Here is a 22796-nt window from a genome sequence, read left to right as displayed (position 1 = left end):
TCGGTTCTCCTCAGCGTAGTCGAAGGGCAGGGAGCAGAAGGCAATGATATTATGTCCGCTCGATTACCAGAAATCTGGTAGGGGCGGGTAAACCTGCCAATATCTGCCAATAATTGACTATCTCAAAAACCCGCCCGGCCGAGATATTACGGTCAATCGATCTGACATGATATGAAAGGGCAGTACAAGTTCCGAATTAGCCATTTCCAATGTTAGCGGTAAAACTTACCTAGCGGCTGCCCGCACCAACAAAAATCCCCCGATTCCCAAGCCAAACACGATCGGCAGCCAAGCCGAAAGAATCGGAGTCAAAACAGCTTTCACGCCCATAGAACTGGTGATGAAAGAAAATACGTAGTAAGTAAAAATCACAACTACGCTAATACCAAAACTCGTTCCTCGGCCGGAGCGGCGCGGTTGAGTTCCCAAAGCTGCTCCCACTAAACCAAATACCATGCACACGAAAGGAAAAGCATATTTTTCTTGTATTCGCACCTTTAATTTGCGAATTTGCGGTTCGTCGCCGCTGTTTTTAATGATATCCAAACGCTCTAAAGCTTGGGCAATGTTCATTTCCTTGAAATCCCGCGCTCTAGCAGCTAAATCTAAGGGCGTGCGGGGGAGTTGCAATTGCTGGTGTTGAAATCTAACTATATTGCGGTAAGAGCCGTCAGGAGAAACTATATAAGCGGTTCCGTTGAAAAAATCCCAGGTATTTTCTGAGGGATTCCAAGTAGCTGATTCTGAAGAAACGATTTGATTGAGGCCTGGGGTGGAGCGATCGATAATTGTTAAACCTTTCATTTTCTGGCCGTCAAATTGTTCTGCATAAAAAAAGCGGGCGAGGATTTCGTCGCCGCCTTTTTCGGGTTTGCTAAATTCTGTGTAGATAATATTTTTATCTTGAAATGTCGGTTTTTCTCGCTTCAGGGCTCTGTCTAAAGTCAGAGTTGCTCTGTAGCTGGCGGCGGGTACAACTAACTCTTGCAAAGCAAAGGTGAATCCTGCAACAATTAAACTCATTATCACAGCAGGCAGTATCAATCGGTAAACGCTAACTCCGCAACTGCGGAGGGCGATGAGTTCGCTGTCGCTGGACATTCGGCTGTAGGCCATTAAGGTTGCTAGCAGCATTGACATGGGGAAAGCCAATACTACGAAGTAGGGAATTTGCAGGAGAAAAATTTCTATGGCTGCGCCGTAGGGGAGACCGGATTCTGCTACTCTGCGGACTAATTCAAATAAAGCTCCAACTGTGACGGCGACGGAGGTAAAGAGTCCGACGCCAAATAAAAATGGGCCGATTAGTTCTTTGGTAATGTACCAGTCCATTACTGAAATTCTCGGCAGCCAGTTGATGGGATTCAAAGAATTGGATCTTGCTATTTTCATAGTGGCGCTTTCTCGCAGATTGCTCCTCAATTTAAAATCTAAAATCTAAAATTCGGCCGTTTGCTGAATGCCTTCAAAAGACTATCGCACGAAGTTGTCACCTAAGTAATACTGTCGCACTAAAGGGTTGCTGTAGAGTTCTTCTTCAGCCCCGGAGGCTAAAATTTGGCCGTCTCGCATGATGTAGGCTCGATCGGTAATTTCGAGGGTTTCTCGGACGTTGTGATCGGTGATGAGGATGCCGATTTTACGATCGCGCAGTTTGGCAATAATCGTTTGAATTTCGTCTACGGCGATTGGATCGACGCCTGCAAACGGTTCGTCTAAAAATAGGAACATGGGCCCGTCTCGCCCAGCGGCTAATGCTCTCGCCAGTTCAGTCCGCCGCCTTTCGCCCCCCGATATTTGAATTCCCAAACTGGATGCTATTTTTTCTAAGCGAAATTCTTGCAATAGGAAATCGACTCGCTCGCGCCATTCCCAGCGCGGCACTTGAGTTTGTTCTAGGACTAACAAAATGTTGTCCCGCACGCTCATGTTTCGGAAAATGCTTGCTTCTTGAGCGAGATAGCCAATTCCCAAATGCGCTCGCTGGTGCATCGCCAATTTAGTGATGTCTAAATCGTTTAGCCAAACGGTGCCTTGATTGGGTTTTTCTAATCCGGTTGCTATGTAAAATGTTGTGGTTTTGCCTGCACCGTTGGGGCCGAGCAATCCTACGATTTCTCCTTGGGATACCGACAGGTTGACGCGACTGACTACATTGCGTTTTCCGTAGGATTTGTGAATATTTTCGAGTACAATTTTCATTTTCGCTCCCGGCAACCTCTACAAGCTAAATTTCAGACTGCAGCTTTGTGCGATCGAGTCTCAAGTTGATATTTTACTATCTCCAGTTTTTTAATTTACAAAAAAGGAAATTTCGCATCTATCCCAAGTAGTATGTTTTCACCGATGCGAAATTTGGCTGCCACCAGCTATTTTTACCTGGGAGCTGTTCGGGGGCTTGCGGGCGGTTTAATAGCGGGCTGAGGATTTACTGGGGGACGTTGGGAGCCAACTGCATTTTGGGCTGCCGCATCTTGTTCCGGGGCAACCAGATAAACAGATTCTACCTGTCCTGGGTTGTCTGGCAGGGCAATAAACCGCCCTTCGTCGATGAGGTATGTTATGGTTTCGCCGCGCAGGCTGTTGCCCTGCTGCAATACGTAAACATCTCCGCTGAGAATGATCCGGCGCTCGCGGCTGAAATATTGAGCTTGAGCCGCAGTTGCTTGTATTTGGCGGGCTGGATAGTTGATTTGGACGTTGCCGCGGGCTGTCACGATGCCGGTTTTGGAGTCGGCTTCTTGAATGTCCGATCGCACGCTGAGAGTGCGGGGGGGGCCGGCTTGCGGGTAAGTGGGAGAGGCGATCGCGCCTGCCAGAGTGAGGGGCAACAGCAGCGATAATCCTTTGAATATTCGGGAATTGAGTAGTTTAGCGGAGGGCATCATAGCTTACAAGCCTCAAAATTTATAAAATTGCTGAAGGGCATTATCTCACCCCCAGATTTTTCTCTATGGAGATTAGATCTCCCACAGGCGAGAGTTAGGTATTTTATCTTAACGGCCGTGAAAAATTCCCGTGAGGTCGATCGACCTGCCCGAGAGCGTCAACCAATTATCCTAGCAAGACAATAGCCATTTTCACGACGTGTTTGGCTGATTTGCTGGATTTGCAAGTTTTTTGACGGTTGCTCGCCTCGGGAAGTTTCTGGCAAACTCTCTACGTACTAAGGCATTAGCTGTCCCCAGTGAGTTCGGCAAATTTTGATTTATTAGGTTCTTTCTTTAAATTAGTTTCCATCTCATTTGAGCATTCGCGGGGGCTGTATTTTTCTAGGATAGGGAAAGCTGGCGATCGATCGTCCGAAGTTGCGGGCGATAATGCTCCGCATCCCTAGCGCGATCGCATTTCACCTGTCGGTGAAAAATGCAACGTTGTCCATCGCACACCGCAGATAGACTTTGCATCACAACCGATCAACTTTCGGGGGTTGGTGTGCATGAGCGTTATTGTGTGGCGATCGTTCCCACCTTTTTTCAGATATCATCATAACCGTAGAACTTATAGGGAGGTTGCAAATCATTAGATCTTCGCAAATAGAAATCACAGAGTTCCTGAAAAGAGTGAACAACAATGGCTTCCTCTCCTTCATGAGGCAAAATGAACCAACGATTTAGGTCAGATGGATGGAACAGAATATCGTCACCGCTAGAGCTATCAAAGAATGGGACACACTCAATAGCTTGAGCTTGTGTAAGTACATCGGGATTTTTAGCCCAGAACCAGTCCCCAGACAATCTACCACGAACCTCACTAAGATAGCTATCCAAAATTTCCTGTGGAGGAAGTGTTCTTATGCTCAGGTCGGTTTCGCCCAGTCCTAATGTATTCACGAACGCACGGTAATCTTCCGGAAATAGAAAGCCTAGACAATCCTCAATCGCAGATAAATCTTGAATAGAGATGGGCTGTAGCGGTGGAGTCGCTACAACAAACGAAATGCCTCGAAATTCAACTATATCCATACTTTTTAAACTTGATTGAAACCGCTTCAAGGCAACCTCAAAACTACTGAAATCAACAACCTAAGCAGCACAACTTATAATTGTATCGCATCTGCTGTACAACATATGGTATAACCTGAAAATACCGCGATTTTCCCACCCTTCTTACCTACCGTTGGAATCTCCTTTTCTCAATCGGGTTTCACCTTCTACTTTGATAATTCGTGGCAATTGCAAGCCTGCAACTTCTGTACCTGCGAACAACGGCACAAATTCTGCTACTTTTTCCGGGCCAGCTTGTTGCAAAGCGCTCAAAAGTTTAGCACTTTGTCCGAGCAAGTCTTCAACAGCAATTCCAGCATAACTGGGCTGATAATAACTGAGCCGATTTATTCCTTCTCCCAGCAATATTACTGCACCGCGCCAGTTTTGATTTCCTAAGTGATAAAGCGCCACTGCAATTTGCAATATTCCCTGATAAAACCTTTTTTCCGGCTCGTCGGCTTCCATCCACAAAGCCTCTAAAGTATCGTGACAAGCGTAAAATTCTTGGCAGTTAAACTGTTCGATACCTTGGCAAAATTCGAGCGGGATTTCCTCTGTCATTCGATTGGAGATTGGGGATTTTCGAGGGCGGATGTGTGTTTGAGTAGGCGGCGATCGATTGTTTTTTAATAGCTAAGTCTTAAAAATAGGAAAAATAACGACCAGTTTTCAAAACTACTGCCCTTTCACGACCGCCTACTTAACCAATTACATAGTCTCTCTGACCGCTTGAATCTGATCCATTCCTATTTCCTGAGTCGTTCCAGCGAAATCGTTATCTGGCGTCAGAAATAACATACAGTGACACTCTTTGCGCTCGCGCATGGGAATGCAGGGACAGTTCCAGTAGGCGGCTTTTACTTCGGCTTCTTTATCTTCGTAATGGCGACAAGGGCATAAGGGAGCGCCTAGTTCATCTTTGTGTTTTGCTAGTCCTTCTATCACGACAGCAGTGACGGAAGGTTCGGAACAAAAGTAAGTTCCCGTGCGCTTGGCGTAGGTTTCGGAGAAATTCTTCATCGCCTCCAAAGTTTTTTCGTTGGATAGTTTAGATTTTTCTGTTGTGTTCATAGTTTAGGATCGGAGTTGAGGATGCTACGAGCTTTTGACAATTGTAGCGCAGAAGGTGATTTTAAACGCTGGTATATTTCTGTTTAGTTACAAGGAAGAAAACCTTGACAAAGATTGAGTTTTACGGTGTTGGTTTTTTAGTGGTTTTTGTCGATCCCGGAGGCTGCGGGAAACTTGCAGCAGGGCGGGTTTTTGGAGCTACCCAAAGATTTGGGCGATCGATCGCCCTCAACAATCATCCCCCAAAGGGGATAAAAATCGGATAAGATAGCACGGCGCTCTTTCTGTGACGGCTATAGGCACGGCATCTGATGGCAACTTCCCCGAACCGCACCCACACCAAAAAATCTCTTCCTTCTGGGCTGATTTGGCCGGCTGACACCGAGTTAGTCGGATTAGTGTTTGAATTGACTCCCCGCGCTGCTAGCTATCTGTACGCGCAGTATGCTATAGGTTTGCACGCTTGGTTTTTAGGTCAAGTACAGCAAACTGACCCGGATTTATCGCAACTTTTGCACGATGAACAATCAGAAAAAGCCTTTACTATTTCGGGATTGGAAGGTGATTTGCTTCCCGGTGGCAAAGAATTTCAGCTTTTGGGCGATCGAATTTATCGCTGGTACGTAACAGGACTTTCAAAGCCAGTAGTGCAGTGGCTGAGTCAGTGGCTGCAAAATTTGCCCGAAGAGATAGATTTGCGAAATGCTCCGCTGCTAATTCGCTCTTGGGATATTGCTTTTGCTCCCACAACTTACCAGCAATTATTAACAGCAGACCCCCCTTTTTCGCCCACCATCAAACTTAGTTTTGTGACTCCTACAAGCTTTCGCAGCAAAGGCCACCACTTCCCTTTGCCAGTTCCCGAAAATATTTTTCACAGCTATTTGCGCCGCTGGAATAACTTTTCTGGGCTGAATTTTGACCAAGCAGAATTTTTGAATTGGATTGATGAAAATGCAATTATTAGCCGCCACAAATTGGAGTCGCAAAAGGTAGCGGCGGGCAAAAAAGGCATGGTAACGGGATTCACTGGGGCTGTGGAATTTGGGCTAGGGCGATCGGCTCACAATCGCCCTGATTTTGTACAATTATTTTATGCTTTGGGGCGGTTAGCGCCTTACTGCGGCACTGGCCACAAAACAACTTTTGGATTGGGACAAACGCGATCGCAATGGTTGACAGAAGCGCTACCTGAAGTGTCGATACAAAGCGTATTGGCGGCGCGAATAGATGAATTGACACAGAAGTTTATGGCACAAAGAAAGCGTACAGGTGGAAGTCGCGCTGCTGAGATTGCTGAAACTTGGGCGACGATTTTGGCGCGCCGGGAATTGGGGGAATCTTTGTTTGATATTGCGGCTGATTTGGAAATGCCTTATGCAACTGTGAAAACTTACGTGAAGTTGGCCAGAAGGGCTTTGAAAGTCGAGGATTAGCGCGAATTTGTTGACAGTTGACAGTTGACAGTTGACTGCTGACAGTTGACTGCTGACAGTTGACAGTTGACTGCTGACTGCTGGCTAATGATTTTTAGTAAATAGGTATATGTCGTCTCGCTGATATTTTAGTTGAAATTGAGGGGTATTTTTTAGTTGAGTTACTAGGTTTTTAACAAATTCTCGATCGCTCATCCAGCCAGGATATCTGAAGTTCAGCAATACATAATCAAATTCTGCGAGATTTGCAGGCGGCGCGTTAGCGTGAGTTAATTTTACTACAGGGCGATGCGCTAAGTGCGGAGCAATCTGAGCAGTTGTTAAAACACTGCCTTTGGTTTCAACAAGAGAAATTGCCTCTTTGGTAGCTGGCAAAGTGTCGATCCCATTTAAATAAATAGTCCAAAAATAGCCGTATTTCGCTAAAGCTAAGAAAGCAATTAACGACCAAATTACAATGACTCTAGGCAATGGATAATTAGGAATTGGCAATCTATCAAATATAGTCTTTCCCTTGTGCTGATTGCTAGCTGCTAAACTGGAAATTACGGCAACCAACAAAAACGGCAATATCGGCACAGAATATTGATGAATTAAATCCCGCTGAGCGGGGATATCGGAAAGAATATTCATCGCCCACATCGGCACAGCACTAATTAAAGATGACAGATGACGCGGGGACAGCCACCAAATTACTGGTAATAGCAATAAGGCTAAATATTCAAAAGTATCTACAGAAAACAAACGCCCTAAAACTAAATTGGGCTTGACTATTAAATTAATAGCAATTTCAAAAACCGAGTTTCCCAAATATTGATATCGCCCGATCCCCGCGTGTTCTCTTCCCTGATTAAAATACGGTATAACTGCCTGAGTAGCTACCAGGAACCAACCCGCGCCTAGAAATAGAGCTATGAGTCCACACTTGCGTTTTTTGTCAAAACACAACAGCCACAAACCCATCGCAGCCACAGTTAAAGATAGCACGGCTTTGCAGCTCAAAACTAATACAATAGCAGCACAAAACCATAAGGTTTTATTCAGCCTCGCGGCTAAGATTGCTGCTAGCAGTGCTGGTAAAGCAATTACTTCTGGGTGGAAGTCGAAGAGATTGACATTAAATACTGCGGGATAAAGCAGATATAGGGCTGAAATTGCAATTGCTTTTCGTTCGTTTAATCCCGCTTGACGTGCCAAACTCCAACTCGGCCAAGCACCTAAAGCTAGAGAAACAGCTTGCACTAATAAAAGCCAGTGAACATCTGGATATATTTTGTAAAGTAAAGCTAGTGGATAGAAAATAAAAGCGGCATGATCGCCCCAAATATTTATTGCCATTAAAGAGGAAAATGGCGTTTGATTTTGGGATATTAAATAAATTGCTTGGTCAAAAATTGCTAAGTCGAATGCTGTTGACTGAAACAAAGCGTGCCGCGCGCTGCTGGCGGTAAATAAGACTATCGCTGTCGCGCCAATCATTAAAAATACTGGATGAAATTTTAGGGATTTTAAAGTTAGCATTTTATTGGTTTAATTAGCGATTCGTTTAAATAGCAGGACTTCGTTTTTTTGATAAGTTAAGTGAAAATCTGGAGAATTTTTAAGTTGATTTGCTAAGGTCTCACCAATTTTTTCAGTATCGGGCCAGGGATGGCGCAGGTTTAATAATATGTATTGAAATTCAGCTAAATTTGTTTGGGGCGAAATTTGTGAAAGCAATTTTACTATTGGGCGGTGGGCAAAGTGAGGGGCAAGTCTATTATCTGTTAAAATACTGCTTTGCGGTTGAACTTGTGCGGCTGCTTCGCGTGTAGCTTGCCAGGTATCTAGTCTATTTAGGTACAGATAAAAATCTTTATATTCGCCCAGAAATAGGAAAATTAGTAATGACCAAATTATCATGATTCTCGGCAATTGAATTCCCCGCCAAAGTTGAGAAATTCGGAAGTTTTTAATTTGTGGCAGATTGACCCCTGTTAAAAAATGTTGCTTGTTTGCTTTATCCTCTTCCTTGTTGCCTTTTATTTCTTCTCCGTTCCTTCTTTCTGCCTTCGCTATCGCTGCTAAAAATAAAAAGGGAATTACAGGTACTGAATACTGATAGGCTAAGCTGCGTTGAAATGGCAAGTCAGAGAGGATATTGATCAGTAGGGTAGGGAGGGCAGGAATTAGCGCTGTTAGATATTGTAGCCGTAGTTTGCCAGAGAATGGCAATAGCAGCCAAATCACAGGTAAGGTGAGGAGAAATAAATATTTGAATGTATCGAAGGAAAGAATTTTTCCTAATACTAACTGTGGTTTTAATATGAGATTGATGATAATTTCTAGTACGGATTTGCCTAAATAGCTGTAGCGCCCGACTCCAGCGACTTCGCTGCCGCTAAAGAAGGGGATGATTTTCTGGGAAGCTATCAAAAACCAAGCTGCACCGAGCAAAAGTGCGATCGCCCCGTACCGTTGCTTTTTTTCGCAAAAAAACAGCCAGAAACCCATAGCAACAACGGTTAGAGACAACACCGCCTTGCAACTGAGAACTAACAGAATAGCGGTACAAAACCACACAATTTTATTTAAACGCGCCGCCAAAATTGCTGCCAAAAGTGCGGGTAAAGCGATTACTTCCGGGTGAAAATCAAATAAATTGATGTTAAATACCACCGGATAGAGCAAATAAATCAATGCGATCGCACGGGATTGTTCTTGATTTAAACCTGCCAAACGCGCTAAACTCCAGGTAGGCCAAGCGCCAAGGGATAATGCAACTGCTTGTACGAACAGCAGCCAATGCACATCCGGGGAAATTTTGTACAGCAAAGCTAGCGGATAATATATTACCGCTGCGTGATCGCCCAAAATATGCATCCCCATTAAAGAAGAAAAAGGCGTTTGGTTTTGGCCGATCAAGTAAATTGCTTGGTCAAAAATTCCCAAATCGAAAGCAGTTGATTGGAATAAAGCGTGCCGCAAACTGCTACACAAAAAGAAAATTGCCGCAGCAGCAGCGATCGCCCAAACCAAACTCGACGGTAGCTGCGATCGACCTTCCTCTCTATTTTCGGCGATCGAGACGCTGATGTCCTCACTGTCATCAGCAAAATTTTCCCTATTCTGCATGAAATCTGGCACGCTAGTGGTCAATCGATTTTAGATTTTAGATTTTAGATTTTAGATTTTAGAGGCGACCCCACGGATAAATTCGGGGGCTCCTTTCTCGGATACAGGTTTTTTATTTCTGGACGGATGAATCCGGGGGCTTGTATCCTGGATGGTTTCGGTCACTCAAAATATGATTCCATCGAATGTGCTTTCCACGCAATAGTTAACCACTAATTTTTATCCCCGCAATCGTAATATTAGAATAATCCACAAAACATTAAAAAATTGTGAAAGCAATAACTCTTCTCGGCTCCACAGGCTCCATCGGCACTCAAACTCTGGATATTGTAGCTCAATACCCCGATCAATTTCGGATTGTCGGGTTAACCGCCGGACGAAATGTAACGTTGCTGGCCCAGCAAATTCGCCAGTTTAGACCGGAAATTGTCGCGGTTTGCGACGAAGATAAATTACTGGAATTGAAGGATGCGATCGCAGAGCTCGACCCTCAACCTATTTTACTTGCTGGCGAGTCAGGCGTTGTCGAAGTTGCCCAATACGGCGACGCTCAAGCCGTCGTCACCGGCATAGTTGGCTGTGCCGGTTTGCTGCCAACAATTGCGGCTATCAAAGCAGGTAAAGATATCGCCTTAGCCAATAAAGAAACATTAATCGCAGGGGGCCCCGTTGTCAACCCCCTCATCGAAAAATACGGCGTTAAAATATTACCGGCCGACTCGGAACATTCAGCAATTTTTCAGTGCCTGCAAGGTGTTATGGTTGGCGGGTTGCGGCGAATTATTCTCACCGCTTCGGGGGGTTCTTTTCGAGATTTGCCGATCGACAAATTAGCAGGAGTAACAGTAGCCGATGCTTTGAAACATCCGAATTGGTCGATGGGGCAGAAAATCACGATCGATTCTGCTACTTTGATGAATAAAGGATTAGAAGTCATCGAGGCTCATTACTTGTTCGGAATGGATTATGACGACATTGATATTGTCATCCATCCCCAGAGCATAATTCACTCGTTAATTGAGTTGCAAGATACCTCGGTTTTGGCGCAATTGGGATGGCCGGATATGCGATTGCCGCTGCTTTACGCTTTGTCTTGGCCCGAGCGAATTCATACAGATTGGGAACGGCTGGATTTGGTAAAAGCTGGGGATTTAACTTTCCGAGAACCAGACCACGAAAAGTATCCTTGTATGCAGTTGGCTTATGCGGCGGGACGTGCGGGCGGTTCGATGCCTGCGGTGCTGAATGCGGCAAACGAACAGGCGGTAGCGCTATTTTTGCAGGAGAAGATTCAGTTTTTGGATATTCCGAAGTTGATAGAGAAAGCCTGCGACAAACATCAAGTCGATAACTGTGAAAGCCCTGCTTTAGACGATATTTTGGCGGCGGATCGGTGGGCGCGACAGGAAGTTTTGGCAGATAGTATGGAATTGGGCGATCGTATTCTTTCGGTTCGCTAACTGTATCAGCAGACTTGCACTTACCCACAAGCCAGCCGGGGAATTAATTCCCCGTCTCATAGCTAAAGTCGGTTGAAACCGACTGCCCAACCTTGATAAATATCCAGTCCTCTTTCAGAGGACTTTAGCTATGAGACAGGGGTTTTTAACCCCTGGCGGACTAGGCCAAAAAGTGCAAAATATCAGCAAAACCTATAAAAAATTGACCTGATTTTAGTTTTTTATAAACTAACTCCCAACTTTCGCCGCAAAATCAGCCGCACTCATCTTTTCGTACCTTTCAAAAGGTTGGTGAATCCAAGGATTGTCAGCCAAATAATCTACATAATAATCCGGCTTTGCAACAGAACAAGCCTTGTACCAGAGTACAGCAGTCCGAATTTCCTGAATATCCTCGCCGTAGCGACTCTTGAGCCAAGCGATACCTTGCTCTAAACTAATTCCCGAATCTACCAAATCGTCAATCAGGAGAATGCGGCTGCCCAAATTATCGCCCACCATTGTCAAATCGCGGGCAAACTCGATCGCACCCCGGACTTTTCCCTCTGCCCCACCATAGGACGAGGCAGCTAAAATCGCCAGAGGTTTGTCGAAAATCCGCGACAGAGTATCCCCAACCCGCAGCCCTCCCCTCGCCAGACAGACAATTCGATCGAATTTCCACTGAGATTCCTCAATTTTTACAGCCAAATCCTCAATTTTCCGATGGTACTCAGCCCAAGAAACGTAAAGGTCGCTCATTCCTAATATTATTGAAATATCAAAGGTATTATTAATTATTTTGGGGAAAATGACATGGATGCAGAAGAACTTCTCAGACGGTATGCAGGCGGAGAACGGGTTTTTCACAAAGTAGACCTGAGCGGTGCCCATATGTCAAGGACAAATTTGCGCGATATTGACCTGAGTCACGCTAATTTAAAAGGTGCAAATTCGATCGGTCTCACCCTCTACAGAGCTAATCTGTATCAAGCAGATATCAGCCAAGCCAACCTCTCCCAAGCCAACCTCATGTCCGCTAATTTTGGCGAATGCGAAGCGGTGGGAGCGAACTTGAGCGGAGCCATATTGCGGAGTGTCGTCTTCAGCGGGGCCGATTTAACGGGGGCGAGTCTCAGGGGTGCAGACATGAGAGATGCAAACCTTCAGGGGGCAATTTTGATTCAAGTTTATGCAGTTAACGCTAACTTGCAAGGTGCAAACTTGACAGAAGTAAAGCTTTGCGGAATCAACCTGAGCAAAGCAAATTTAACCGATGCGAACTTAACACAAGCTGACCTCAGCCGTGCTAACCTAACTCAAGCAAATCTGAGTTGGGCAAATTTAACGGAAGCAAATCTGGAAAAAGCTGATTTGAAGGGAGCGGATTTGAGCGGAGCTAACTTGAGCTGTGCAAATCTCCATCAAGCAGATTTGAGCGGAGTTTCCCTTAAGGGAGCAAATCTCCGGGGAGCAAACCTGCATCAAGCTTCTTTGCGCGGGACAAATTTGGATGAAGCGAATCTGAGAGAGGCCATGATGCCTGACGGCACCATCTCTGACTAATTGACACTCTCCTGGCTAAAGCCGAGGAGATTCTTGATTCGCAGAATCGACTTGCCGATACAGAATTACTTCAACATCGGTAGCGGTCAATTCTCCACAAGCGTTCGGATCTAAGATCCAAGTTCCGACGTGCCCCGCCGTACTCAATCCCCGACTCAGGATATTTTTAGCTGCGTTCCAGTCACGATCTAATACGCATCCACACCGACAAGCGTGGGTTCGCGTTGAGAGACTTTTCTTAACAATTGTTCCGCAACTAGAGCATTCTTGACTTGTTCCGTTAGCTGGTACGGCAATCGTAATTCTTCCGAATACTTTGCCAAAATATTCCAGCCAAATTCGGAACATATACCAAGAAGCGTCGTTAATCGATTTTGCTAGAGAGTGATTCTTCACCATATTTTTGCTCCTCAAGTCTTCGTAGACTACACAGTCGTTAGACTGGATGACGCATCTTGCCAACTTCACGGCAAAATCTTTACGCTGTCTGCTTATTTTGAGGTGGCGCTTCCCTAGAATCGCTCTAGCTTTTTTTCTGTTTTGTGAATTCTTGACTCGTTGTGAAACTCGTTTTTGGGATTTCTTCAACCTGCGTTCTCCCTTGCGGAGGAAACGCGGGTTATCAACTGCAATACCATTTGAGTCAGTGTAAAACTCTTTAAGTCCTACATCTAACCCGATGGTGTTACCCGTGATTTCAATCTTTTCAGAACGGTCAACTTGCACGCAAAGCTGCACGTAATATCCATCTGCTCGCCTTACCAAGCGTACTCGTTTGATTTGACTGCGCTGGTAGAAATGCAAGTCGCGGGTTCCTTTTAACTTGAGCTTTCCGATTCCTTTTTTATCGATAAAAGTGATTGATTTCCGGTCGTCTGCCAGACGCCAGCCCGTAGTCTTGTATTCGACGGAGCGGTTGTGTTTCTGGAATTGCGGGAATCCTTTTTTCCTGGGACTTTCTTTTTACAGTTGTCGTAGAATCGGGAGATTGCCGACCACGCTCTTTCTGAGCTAGATTGTCGAGCCATGCTGTTCAATTCGTCGCAAAACGGAAATTCCTTAGCTAAAACAGCGCTATACTTGTTCAATGCGTATTTATCAACTTTTTCGTTTTCCATCCAAAACCGCAGTGCTTTGTTTCGGATGAACTGCACCGTTCTAATCGCTTCATCTACAGCGTCAAATTGCTGTTTTTTCCCGTATGCCTTGAACTCAAAAACTAACATGACTTCGACCTCATCACGATAGTCTTATGCTACCAGAGTCGGCTTAACATCCCTCTAGTTGTTCACAAAGATTTACATGGTTTTACTTGACAGCGCCATCCTGAGAGCTCAGAAAATAGACTGGGAGGCTAAAGCCTCCTTGTCCCTTTCATCCCCGGACTAAAGTCGCGGGGTTTTCAGGGTATTATTTATAAGCGGAGAAAATAGAAGTTAAAACCGCAGGGTGCCTGTGGCGCACCCTACATTTAGGCGAATGCCTGATTTTTATAAGGGGATTTAATTCTGCCTTCAAGTGACAGTGCATTTAAAGAGTAGCGGCAAAAATTTAGCACCGAGTTTAATCTACAACTTTCAGCCAGCCCCGGCGAACGGCGTGGAGCAAGCGGTTGATGGCTGTTTGATCTTCTTCGGTAAGACAGTCATTTAACAGGGCTGTCTTGAGCTGTTGTCGGTGAGTGGGAGTCAGCAGACCAGAGTGATATACCTGAAAGACTAGCTCTGCAATAGTAAATTGAGGTAAAAGCGTTTGGGTTTTCATCATCTGTTTTTTTTTTTGAACTCACTCTTGACAGTATTGACTGATTTTCCCAATATTTATGTGATTCAACTACGGGAGTAAATGTGATCGATTGGCTCTTGATGAGTGATTTGTGTCAGCCAGACTTGGGGAGCGGATGTTTCCTCGATAGCCCCGCAACTTGAAACACTAACCCCGTCCCGATTTTCGCTTTTGGCAAATCCGAAATCTCTACTTTTTGTCAAGAGAATGCAACAAATTTATTAATATTTATCTATTATATAGCAATCCTAAATCATTTGTGAATTTCTTACTCCCTCCCCGAACCCGCGGGGAGGGTTGGGGTGGGGTAAAAATTTTACAACTCCTGCAAGAATTGCTATATACAGCGGTTCTCAAGCGTGGTGAGGTATGCCCACTCCAGCCCGCGGAGGCCACTCCAGCCCTATACCCACTCCAGCCCGCGGAGTACCTCATATGAGAGTTCGAAAGGCTATAGATTACTAATGACTGCTAGCTAAATCGATTGGCTTAATTCAACGTAAAACTTTTAGGGTGTTTATAAACACGCTTTACCTACATTTACCTAGTTTCTTGGTGCGGTATTTGTTCCGTGGATATACTTAATAACCCGCCCAAAAACCGATACAAGTTTCCGAAAGGAGCGGCCATCCGCCCCAAATTTTAAGCTCTTGTTCGTGGTTACAGATTCATCTGTGAAGTCAATCTAAAATCTAAAATCTAAAATCTAAAATCGACTGACTGCTTCAAATCAAAAATCCCGGCTTCTTCAAGAAACCGGTTCGAGCTTTTCGATCGCAGTACAATTTTTTTGGAAGAGGGTTAATGGAGCGACCTACTCACGAAAATCTTATTGTTGGCAAAGCTTGACAGGAGAGAAAGTAGAAATACTCATCTCAACTTCCTGTGTGAGGGGACTAATCAGAAATCCTCACCCATCCGCGGCGGATGGCGTGCAGCAGGCGGTTGACTGCATCTCGCGCGTCTTCGCTGAGAGCGCTGTGGCAGAGTACGCGCAGTCCCTGGCTTTCAGTGCGAGTCAGATTGCCTGAATGGGTGACTTGATAGAACAGTTCAGCGATCGCGCCATCAGATTTTAAAGTCAGAGCTTGCATGAAATCTCGTTAAACTCGACTGTTATAATATCGAGCATTTGACAACAGAGTAGGGTGATTGCAGTCGGGTAAGCTGTGCGATCGTTCTTGGCTCGATTTGTGACCGAAGTCTGCCAGTATAGGTGATTTAAATCACAGAAAACTAAAGATCTCGATCGCATAAGCTATGATTGGGGTGGTAGCCTCAAGGTTTGACAAAACCTCAAAAAGTCCTGAGTGCAAGACTTTTAGCGCCCCGCGCCACTGGGCTGCGGGAGTAAGTCCCCTCAACATCGCAGACTGTGGACTTGGATAGCTGTGAAACTTTTGGTCTTAGACAATTGCAGCTTGCAGCTCAGGGCATAAAGTTGCGATCGGCGAGCCACGGCCTGAGATACAATAGTTATAAATACTTCTATCCCATCTACAGGCAGGCAGGTAAAAAAATGATAGTAATTAGCTACTTTTCGATTGCCTTAATCGTTTTTCTTGTGTGGTTCAAAAGTTTTTTGAATGATACAGCGACATCTAAAAAAGACGTGATATCTTGGATAGCCTTAATAATGGGGCCTCTGTTTTGGCCTGTTGTTCTGCCCCTATCCCTTTTGCAAATTACCAGCAAAAAGTCTGTTGTAAAAACTGCTCAATGCGAGCAAGAATTATAATAAATTGTGGAAGTAACTGGCTTCAACACAGTGGCTTATCTCGTCCTAAATTATTCGGCGTGCATCGCTCCTGGCAGCGAGTAATTTATCTTGTTTCATAGTAAAAAATGCAGTAAGAAGGTAGAATCCCATAAAAATTCTGAATCCTAAAACAGTATTTTTTGACCGATATCCAATTCTGCCTTCTGCTTTGTGACGCCGCCCAAAAACGGATACAAGTTTCCGGCAGGAGTCGGCAGCAGCCCAAAATTTTAGGCTCTTATGCAAGCTCTCAGATTCATCTGTGGAATAAATCTCAAATCTCAAATCGTTCCACTGAGCGAGATAGACTCAGCCCTCGCCGAAGGTCTCACGCCGAAGTCTCCCATCGAATGATACCTAATTTTCTGTCACATCGTGAATTAATGGTGCGGCTCAGTCAATCGATTTTAGATTTTAGATTTTAGATTTTAGAATTGAAGCAATGACTTGCGCGAGATAAATACGTTCGGCTCTTTGTCGGATACAGGTTTTTTATTTCTGGGTCCTGAGTCTGGTTTCGGAATGAATCCGGGGGCTTGTATCCTGGATGCTTGATTGTCAAAATTGTTCAGGCAAAATTGTCAGAGTGAAATTGTCGGACAGCAACCACAAGTTTTTTTTCTCAGAAAAAATTATCTGCTACCTCAACCAAGCTCAAAATTAATATGGAATGTAACATGGCCTGTTGCTTGCAAAAATATAACTTCAGACATATTTTCGCCGGCTGCTGACCAATTTAAGAATTTTTATTACCTCCGGCCACTGCGTACAATTCATCGAAGGTGGGAAAATCCTGACGAGGCGTGGAAAAACAGCTAGGATCTTTGCCCTTTAAGCTTTTCCAGCTCCCTTTCTTCAAATCGTAGCAGCTCTCAACAGGAAATTGTAGAGTTCGTTTGCGCCCAAAGTGCCTAACTCTTACCGCAGTTAGATAGACAATTCAAAGGAGAGACTGCAATATAAAATAGGCAACAAAAACTGTTTCAAATCTCAAGTACGACTTATTTTTGGCGATCGGGCCTCAGGAGTGTATAACGGGAGCCAGCTAAATTTTTAGAGGTGCGAGATGTTTGGGAACTTCTAAAAAAAACTGCCGTCACGGTATCCAAATTCGTTATTTGCATAAAAAGTAGGAGTCAAAATGAACGAAGTATCTGAGAAACCAATTTATAGAGTTCTTAATCTATTGTCGCTGCTAGCGCTGACCTACTATGCAGCTACTTCCATCATTTATATTTTCGAGAGTGACGCTCACATCTACAAGTACGACAGCCAGAGCAATTCCAACGCTTCACCAGCGCAACTTACAGCACACCGCTAGGAATAAATAGTACAGATTTTATCTGAATGAATGCCGAACCAAATTTCGGGTAATTTGCTAATCGTTAATGATCGGATATAATTTAACAACAATTAGTAAAAAAATGCTAAAAACTTAATATTTTCACTCACAGGTATTAGCGATCGCATCTACCACAAAAATGAACTATTTAATTGGTTTTCAAAAGAGACCAGAGTGATGAAAGGATCGCCAAGCATTTTCATCATTAAAAGCATTAATAGCTTTAGTAATCGCTTCATCGAGAAGATTTGAAGGTGGATACGCTTCAGGACGGAAAATCGCTTTGATTTTTGCCCACTACAACTAGATGGGAGATAAATCCGGCGAGTATCGAGGTAAGAATTTTACTTGGGACCCGATAGATACCATCAAAAAATTGACGGCTTCAGCATGATGAACAGGTAAATTATCCATAACTACAATTGTGCCAACCCATAACTGCGATTCATCTGTGGACTAAATCTAAAATCTAAAATCTAAAATCTAGTGACAGTACCGTCACAAATCTACCGGCCCACCCTTCATCCCAACTTCACCAAAAGACGATCGCTGCATTGTCTGATTTTCCGGGTGGATGTGGCTCATGGTTGAAATGACGGATTGTGGTTGAAAAACAGGGTTTTTTAGCCAAAATCCTGCATTGAGCGTGAGGGATTTGGCTGGAAACATCCAGGTGATGAGGCTCAAAAGCCCGTCCGGGACTGTGTTGGGACGCAGTTGCGATTAAATAGGGCCTCCAGCGTGCGCGGGCTTGCTGTAAAAGCCAGTTAAAAAAAATTGATCTCTGGGGAACTATTGGCGAAAATCAAAAGTCTGGTCAACTACAGTGTACTTAAAAAAAATCGCAGATCAGTTCCAGCTCCATTGCGGGCGATCGAACTCTCCGGCGATCGACAGTGCCCGCGGGCCCGGTGCAACTTCTCAATCTTGAGAGCATACTCCCATTAAAAATGGTCTCTGTGTATCTTCCGGCTATTGTTTTAATAATGACTAGCCACACCGACGGTCATTATGGTAAACTCGCAAACGTTTAACTGGAATATTTTCGTGTTAGAGGAGGCAGTGGTGGAGTCGAGAGTCAAAAGCAGGAAACAACCGAGATTTGCTGCTCAACGAATACAGGATTCAACTCGCGCTCCGAGGCTCGCTGCTGACAATTTAAATTACATGACAGCTTATAGCAGCCGGGTCAATTAGGGTCTCAACCGATGTCCGGTTTCATTTATTGAATCCCTTTGGAGGGAAAAGTGTATTGTAGAAAAATGATTGATCTTTTAGGAGGAGTGTAAATGACACAGGTAACTAATCCAACACAACCAGCAAGTTCACTACCAGGTGGTGGTGGTGGCGGTGGCTTTACCGTTATCGGCACCACCGGCGACAACAGGTTGAGCGGCAGCCCCGGCAACGATATTATCCTGACTTTTGGGGGCAATGATGTCGTCGCTGGTGGCAGTGGCAACGAGCTGATTATTACCGGAGGCGGCAATGACACTATCGGCGCCGGTGATGGCAACGATACTGTCTTTTCAGGCAGCGGCGCCGATGTGGTCGCTGGCGGCACCGGCGATGACTTCATTTTTGCTGGTAAAGGTGATGACCTGGTAGACGGCGGCGATGGCAATGACTTAATTTCTGGCGACAGAGGCAACGACACCGTACTTGGTGGCTCTGGCAACGATACAGTCTTTGGCGGCCAAGGCAACGATGTTGTCAGCGGCGGGGACGGCAACGACAGCCTGTTCGGCGGTAAAGACAACGATACGGTCAATGGTGGCGCTGGCAATGACTTTATCTCTGGCGACAGAGGAAGTGATGTGCTGACGGGCGGTGCTGGCAGCGATACGTTCTACTTCTTCTCCAGCGGTGGCGATTATGGCGTAGACACGATCACAGACTTTACCCCAGCCGAAGATAAGATCCGCTTGAAATCGGGTGGTGTGTTCGCTGGTTTGGGCACCAGCTTCGAGGCCAGCGAGTTTGTCGTCGTTTCTAATTTCAACGAAGCTACTCCAGGAACAGCCACGACGAACAAGTTGGTCTACGACCCAACAAGCGGTAAGTTGTTCTTCAACGGCACCAACGGAGTGCTAACTGTTGCTCAGTTGCAGCCTAACCTGACGATTACCTCCAACAACTTCGAGTTGTTCTAAAACAACTGGCTGTTGTGGGGCAGCACCGGATAAGATTCGGGGCTGTTCTCACAAAGCCGGTAGTTTTAAAGGATTTCAACCTCACTCTGCCACAAGCGGGGTGAGGTTGAAATATTCAATGCAGGAACTACAGCAGGGGCAGTCAAAAAAGTCGATCGACAGTTATTGATAAAATTAATCGATCGCCCGATCGGGAAAAATATAAATACCAAGTTTTTAAATTAGAATTTCTAGGTTTTACTGAAGCGGTAAAGAAACCGCAACTGCACCGCTAGCAATGAGCACTGAAGAATATATCCGGCAAGCCCGAATTTATTTGAACCGGGGGAAGTTAACTGAGGCGATCGAGTTTTGCAACAAGGCGATCGAACTTCAACCGTTTTCGCCCTCGGCTTACACGACTTTAGGCGAAATTCTCGAAGCTCAAGGCGATCCGACGGCGGCAAGAGACGCTTTTGTGCAAGCTTTGGAGATTTCGCCCCAGTTTTTTCTGGCTCATGCTTATTTGGGTCAACTTTACAGCGACTATGCGTGGCTGGATGAGGCGGTTTTTCACTACCGACAAGCTCTGGATTTGAAACCAGATTGGGCGGCAGTTCATTATAACTTGGGAAATGTTTTTCACAAGCAGGGTAATTTGTTGGGGGCGATCGACTGTTACCGAAAGGCGATCGCCCAAAAACCGGATTATCTCGATGCTTTATACAATCTGGCTGTGGTTTTAGATGAAAATAGTCAGCTCGAAGCGGCAATGGATACCTACCGACAGGCGATCGCTTTGAAGCCGGATTACGTGGAAGCTTACAGCAATCTGGGTGTGATTTTGCTAAAGGAAGATCGGGCTGCTGAGGCGATCGAGGTTTACCAGCGGGCGATCGAGATTAAGCCGGATTGGGCGACGCTGCACAATAATTTGGGTCAAGCTTTGCTGGACAAAAGTCCGGAAAGGGCGATCGCATCTTACCTCACAGCTATTGAATTGGAGCCGGACATGGTTTTGGCTCACTACAATCTGGGGAAAGCGTGGCAATTACAGGGGGAACATTCGGCGGCGCTTGCTTGTTTCGAGCGGGCGATCGAGATCGATTCCGACTATATTTCGGGCTATACAGACGCGGGGTTTTCTTTGATGGTTTTGGGCAAAATTGCTGAAGCCATGCCTTATTTTGAGCGGGCAATAGCTCTGAAGCCTGATTTTGTTGAGGCTTACTGCCGCTTGGGAGACAGGCGGAGAGTTGCGGCGGTAGAAGATGATGAATTGTCAAGGGCGATCGCTGCGTGCGATCGATTTCTCACAGCACTAACTGGAAGGAAGAAGGAAGAAGGAAGTTCGGCAACGGATTTTGTAGCGGATGTAACGGATGTAAAGGATAGAAGGAAGAAGGAAGAAAAAGAAACTATTCCCAATGCCCAATTCCCAATTCCCAATTCCCAAGGTCCTATTCCCAATGCCCAATTACCAATTGCTGAAATCTGCGATAATTTAGCCGAAATTTACTTGCATTTGGGAAATGCTTTAACAGAGTACGGCGGACACGAATCTGCCGCCGCTTATTATCAAAAAGCTTTGCAAATTCAGCCACAGAATGCAGAGATTTACTGGCGGCTGGGAAATTCCTTAGCCCAGCAACAGCGCTTGGGCGCAGCAATTGCAGTTTACCGCATGGCTTTGACGATTCAACCTGCTTTACCGCAGGTTTATTTTGAGTTGGCAAAACTGCTGGAAAAACAGGGGCGCTGGGAACGGGCAATCGATTATTATCAAAAAGTTTTAGAGTTGCAATTGCAGGGGTATGGAGAGCAGAAAGAGTGGAAAAAACAGAGTTTTATCTTGCCAGATAACACTTCTATAAAACCTCCTAAAGGTATTTATTTATCGAGTTGGGATTGGCTGGTTAATGCTAAATTGGATGCTGACAATTATGTGGAATTTTTTTGGCAACCTGCACCAGAAGCAAGTGCAGAAAATATTCCGAATTCCCAATTTGCGAGATCCAATTCCAAATTGGCAAATTCCGATTGTACCGGTTTAACTTGCGGGCTGTGTTTGCAGCGACTTTCTAAGTGGTTCGATCCGGTGCATTTGGGTTGGGGAGTTTGCCGTTTGTCCAACTCGCAACCGATACCTGTGCAGTCGCCCAAGACTTTTGTGGCGGCAATTCCCAACGGGCGAGTTTGGATTGTTCCGCAGGAAAATTATTGGCTGATTTGCAAGGCGATCGCTGTAATTACTCCTGACAATTATTTGTTGGCTGATGTGTCGAGAGATTATCCGGGGTTTTTACCTGGATGCGAAAAGCATGATGTTAGAAAACACAGCGTTTTTCAGTTAGAATCATTTCCAGCTTTAAAGCAAATTGACGGCAGCGTGGCGGTGCTTTCTGGTTTGTCGGGAAACGTCTATTTTCACTGGATGGTTGACGTTTTGCCGAGGATAGAATTGCTGCGGCACAGCGGTAGGGATTTGGCGGAGATTGATTGGTTTTTGGTGAATAGTTGTCAGCACCAATTTCAGCGGGAAAGTCTAAGAATTCTGGGCATTCCCGAAGAGAAAGTCTTGGAGAGCGATCGCTTGCCTCACATTCAAGCAACCGAGTTAATTGTGCCGTCTTTTGCGGGATATTTGGGCTGGCCTTCTGGGTGGGCGATGGATTTTTTGAGGCGCGAGTTTCTCAAGGGAATTATACCGAGTTCGCTCTATCCAAAACGGATTTATATCAGCCGCAGCAAAGCGAGATATCGCAGAGTCTTGAACGAGGAAGATGCGATCGAGGTTTTGGAGAAATTTGGCTTTGTTTCAATTTTGCCTGAGTCGATGTCTTTGGCAGAGCAAATAGCTCATTTTTACCACGCTGAGGTGATAGTTGCTGCCCACGGCAGCGGCTTGACAAATACGATTTTTTGTCGCCAGGGTACTAAAGTAATTGAGTTGGTGTCCCCTCACTATATCAGCCATTATTACTGGGGAATCAGTCAATACTTGCAGTTGGAACATTACTTTTTAGCGGGCGAGGCTTTTGAATGCTATCCTATTAGACAGTTGATGTATCAGAATTCGCTGACTGAGGATATTTTAGTGAACTTGAGTTCGCTGAAAAGGATGGTTGAGGTAGTGGGTTTGAGTTAGTTGGTGTCTGGAGCA

The 22796-nt window shown here is 45.2% G+C and carries 20 protein-coding genes and 1 pseudogene; 7 read left to right on the top strand and 14 right to left on the bottom strand.

All coding sequences use genetic code 11. The annotated features are described in order from the left end of the window. Window positions 1-225: 225 nt before the first annotated feature. The 7 genes from OSC7112_RS00245 to OSC7112_RS00220 form a co-directional block, all read right to left on the bottom strand. Window positions 226-1392 carry an LptF/LptG family permease gene (locus OSC7112_RS00245; protein ID WP_015174034.1) on the bottom strand — a complete coding sequence of 389 codons (1167 nt, stop codon included), beginning with the start codon at window positions 1390-1392 and terminating at the stop codon, window positions 226-228. An 81-nt stretch (window positions 1393-1473) separates the two neighbouring features. After that, entirely contained in the window at window positions 1474-2202 is a 729-nt protein-coding gene (gene lptB, locus OSC7112_RS00240) for an LPS export ABC transporter ATP-binding protein (protein WP_015174033.1), read from the bottom strand. A gap of 173 nt (window positions 2203-2375) precedes the next feature. After that, window positions 2376-2888, bottom strand: a complete 513-nt coding sequence (locus OSC7112_RS00235) for an LptA/OstA family protein (protein ID WP_015174032.1) — start codon at window positions 2886-2888, stop codon at window positions 2376-2378. Between the two features lie 384 nt (window positions 2889-3272). Then, complete coding sequence (locus tag OSC7112_RS39155; protein WP_190274305.1) at window positions 3273-3410, bottom strand: hypothetical protein; 138 nt, start codon at window positions 3408-3410, stop codon at window positions 3273-3275. A 66-nt stretch (window positions 3411-3476) separates the two neighbouring features. Further along, complete coding sequence (locus OSC7112_RS00230; RefSeq protein ID WP_041622290.1) at window positions 3477-3965, bottom strand: SMI1/KNR4 family protein; 489 nt, start codon at window positions 3963-3965, stop codon at window positions 3477-3479. Window positions 3966-4109: 144 nt separating this feature from the next. Continuing rightward, window positions 4110-4550 carry a DUF309 domain-containing protein gene (locus OSC7112_RS00225; RefSeq protein WP_015174030.1) on the bottom strand — a complete coding sequence of 147 codons (441 nt, stop codon included), beginning with the start codon at window positions 4548-4550 and terminating at the stop codon, window positions 4110-4112. 147 nt (window positions 4551-4697) lie between these two features. Continuing rightward, a complete protein-coding gene (locus OSC7112_RS00220) occupies window positions 4698-5060 on the bottom strand; it encodes a ferredoxin-thioredoxin reductase catalytic domain-containing protein (protein ID WP_015174029.1) in 363 nt (120 codons plus the stop codon). Window positions 5061-5164: 104 nt separating this feature from the next. Between OSC7112_RS00220 and OSC7112_RS39150 the strand changes: the two genes are divergently transcribed. Both OSC7112_RS39150 and cas6 read left to right on the top strand, forming a co-directional pair. After that, a complete protein-coding gene (locus tag OSC7112_RS39150) occupies window positions 5165-5326 on the top strand; it encodes a hypothetical protein (RefSeq protein ID WP_190274304.1) in 162 nt (53 codons plus the stop codon). A 45-nt stretch (window positions 5327-5371) separates the two neighbouring features. Continuing rightward, the gene (cas6, locus tag OSC7112_RS00215; RefSeq protein WP_015174028.1) at window positions 5372-6496 is read left to right on the top strand and encodes a CRISPR-associated endoribonuclease Cas6; all 1125 of its coding nucleotides are present in this window, start codon (window positions 5372-5374) and stop codon (window positions 6494-6496) included. Window positions 6497-6580: 84 nt separating this feature from the next. On the opposite strand, the gene OSC7112_RS00210 is transcribed toward cas6, so the two are convergent. Further along, window positions 6581-8017 carry a DUF2079 domain-containing protein gene (locus OSC7112_RS00210; RefSeq protein ID WP_150111461.1) on the bottom strand — a complete coding sequence of 479 codons (1437 nt, stop codon included), beginning with the start codon at window positions 8015-8017 and terminating at the stop codon, window positions 6581-6583. A 9-nt stretch (window positions 8018-8026) separates the two neighbouring features. Beyond that, window positions 8027-9610, bottom strand: a complete 1584-nt coding sequence (locus OSC7112_RS00205; protein ID WP_015174026.1) for a DUF2079 domain-containing protein — start codon at window positions 9608-9610, stop codon at window positions 8027-8029. Between the two features lie 269 nt (window positions 9611-9879). Between OSC7112_RS00205 and dxr the strand changes: the two genes are divergently transcribed. Beyond that, a complete protein-coding gene (dxr, locus tag OSC7112_RS00200) occupies window positions 9880-11070 on the top strand; it encodes a 1-deoxy-D-xylulose-5-phosphate reductoisomerase (RefSeq protein WP_015174025.1) in 1191 nt (396 codons plus the stop codon). Window positions 11071-11298: 228 nt separating this feature from the next. Here the strand turns inward: dxr and OSC7112_RS00195 are convergent, their stop codons facing one another. Then, complete coding sequence (locus OSC7112_RS00195) at window positions 11299-11811, bottom strand: phosphoribosyltransferase (protein WP_015174024.1); 513 nt, start codon at window positions 11809-11811, stop codon at window positions 11299-11301. A 54-nt stretch (window positions 11812-11865) separates the two neighbouring features. Between OSC7112_RS00195 and OSC7112_RS00190 the strand changes: the two genes are divergently transcribed. After that, window positions 11866-12615, top strand: a complete 750-nt coding sequence (locus OSC7112_RS00190; protein ID WP_015174023.1) for a pentapeptide repeat-containing protein — start codon at window positions 11866-11868, stop codon at window positions 12613-12615. 15 nt (window positions 12616-12630) lie between these two features. Here the strand turns inward: OSC7112_RS00190 and OSC7112_RS00185 are convergent. The 3 genes and pseudogenes from OSC7112_RS00185 to OSC7112_RS00175 form a co-directional block, all read right to left on the bottom strand. Next, window positions 12631-13841: pseudogene (locus OSC7112_RS00185) on the bottom strand (RNA-guided endonuclease InsQ/TnpB family protein). Window positions 13842-14178: 337 nt separating this feature from the next. Beyond that, window positions 14179-14379: a hypothetical protein gene (locus tag OSC7112_RS00180; RefSeq protein WP_041622289.1), complete on the bottom strand. Its 201-nt coding sequence runs from the start codon at window positions 14377-14379 to the stop codon at window positions 14179-14181. 917 nt (window positions 14380-15296) lie between these two features. Further along, window positions 15297-15494: a hypothetical protein gene (locus tag OSC7112_RS00175; protein WP_015174021.1), complete on the bottom strand. Its 198-nt coding sequence runs from the start codon at window positions 15492-15494 to the stop codon at window positions 15297-15299. Between the two features lie 1806 nt (window positions 15495-17300). Between OSC7112_RS00175 and OSC7112_RS35075 the strand changes: the two genes are divergently transcribed. Beyond that, window positions 17301-17480: a hypothetical protein gene (locus OSC7112_RS35075; protein WP_015174019.1), complete on the top strand. Its 180-nt coding sequence runs from the start codon at window positions 17301-17303 to the stop codon at window positions 17478-17480. 324 nt (window positions 17481-17804) lie between these two features. Here the strand turns inward: OSC7112_RS35075 and OSC7112_RS42290 are convergent, their stop codons facing one another. Next, on the bottom strand, window positions 17805-17924 hold the full coding sequence (locus OSC7112_RS42290; RefSeq protein WP_397319621.1) for a transposase: 120 nt from the start codon (window positions 17922-17924) through the stop codon (window positions 17805-17807). A gap of 866 nt (window positions 17925-18790) precedes the next feature. On the opposite strand from OSC7112_RS42290, the gene OSC7112_RS00165 reads away from it, so the two are divergent. Together OSC7112_RS00165 and OSC7112_RS00160 are read left to right on the top strand one after the other, a co-directional pair. Next, complete coding sequence (locus tag OSC7112_RS00165; protein WP_015174017.1) at window positions 18791-19654, top strand: calcium-binding protein; 864 nt, start codon at window positions 18791-18793, stop codon at window positions 19652-19654. 277 nt (window positions 19655-19931) lie between these two features. Continuing rightward, window positions 19932-22781 carry a tetratricopeptide repeat protein gene (locus OSC7112_RS00160; protein ID WP_015174016.1) on the top strand — a complete coding sequence of 950 codons (2850 nt, stop codon included), beginning with the start codon at window positions 19932-19934 and terminating at the stop codon, window positions 22779-22781. Window positions 22782-22796 lie beyond the last annotated feature (15 nt).

Source organism: Oscillatoria nigro-viridis PCC 7112 (assembly GCF_000317475.1).
Lineage (GTDB): Bacteria > Cyanobacteriota > Cyanobacteriia > Cyanobacteriales > Microcoleaceae > Microcoleus > Microcoleus nigroviridis.
This window is presented reverse-complemented; position numbering and strand designations above follow the sequence as displayed.

Bases quoted from the DNA above. Each gene is read 5' to 3' on its own strand.
- OSC7112_RS00245 (WP_015174034.1), bottom strand. From the start codon at position 1,392: ATGAAAATAGCAAGATCCAATTCTTTGAATCCCATCAACTGGCTGCCG.
- lptB (WP_015174033.1), bottom strand. From the start codon at position 2,202: ATGAAAATTGTACTCGAAAATATTCACAAATCCTACGGAAAACGCAAT.
- OSC7112_RS00235 (WP_015174032.1), bottom strand. From the start codon at position 2,888: ATGATGCCCTCCGCTAAACTACTCAATTCCCGAATATTCAAAGGATTA.
- OSC7112_RS00230 (WP_041622290.1), bottom strand. From the start codon at position 3,965: ATGGATATAGTTGAATTTCGAGGCATTTCGTTTGTTGTAGCGACTCCA.
- OSC7112_RS00225 (WP_015174030.1), bottom strand. From the start codon at position 4,550: ATGACAGAGGAAATCCCGCTCGAATTTTGCCAAGGTATCGAACAGTTT.
- OSC7112_RS00220 (WP_015174029.1), bottom strand. From the start codon at position 5,060: ATGAACACAACAGAAAAATCTAAACTATCCAACGAAAAAACTTTGGAG.
- cas6 (WP_015174028.1), top strand. From the start codon at position 5,372: ATGGCAACTTCCCCGAACCGCACCCACACCAAAAAATCTCTTCCTTCT.
- OSC7112_RS00210 (WP_150111461.1), bottom strand. From the start codon at position 8,017: ATGCTAACTTTAAAATCCCTAAAATTTCATCCAGTATTTTTAATGATT.
- OSC7112_RS00205 (WP_015174026.1), bottom strand. From the start codon at position 9,610: ATGCAGAATAGGGAAAATTTTGCTGATGACAGTGAGGACATCAGCGTC.
- OSC7112_RS00195 (WP_015174024.1), bottom strand. From the start codon at position 11,811: ATGAGCGACCTTTACGTTTCTTGGGCTGAGTACCATCGGAAAATTGAG.
- OSC7112_RS00190 (WP_015174023.1), top strand. From the start codon at position 11,866: ATGGATGCAGAAGAACTTCTCAGACGGTATGCAGGCGGAGAACGGGTT.
- OSC7112_RS00180 (WP_041622289.1), bottom strand. From the start codon at position 14,379: ATGAAAACCCAAACGCTTTTACCTCAATTTACTATTGCAGAGCTAGTC.
- OSC7112_RS00175 (WP_015174021.1), bottom strand. From the start codon at position 15,494: ATGCAAGCTCTGACTTTAAAATCTGATGGCGCGATCGCTGAACTGTTC.
- OSC7112_RS35075 (WP_015174019.1), top strand. From the start codon at position 17,301: ATGAACGAAGTATCTGAGAAACCAATTTATAGAGTTCTTAATCTATTG.
- OSC7112_RS00165 (WP_015174017.1), top strand. From the start codon at position 18,791: ATGACACAGGTAACTAATCCAACACAACCAGCAAGTTCACTACCAGGT.
- OSC7112_RS00160 (WP_015174016.1), top strand. From the start codon at position 19,932: ATGAGCACTGAAGAATATATCCGGCAAGCCCGAATTTATTTGAACCGG.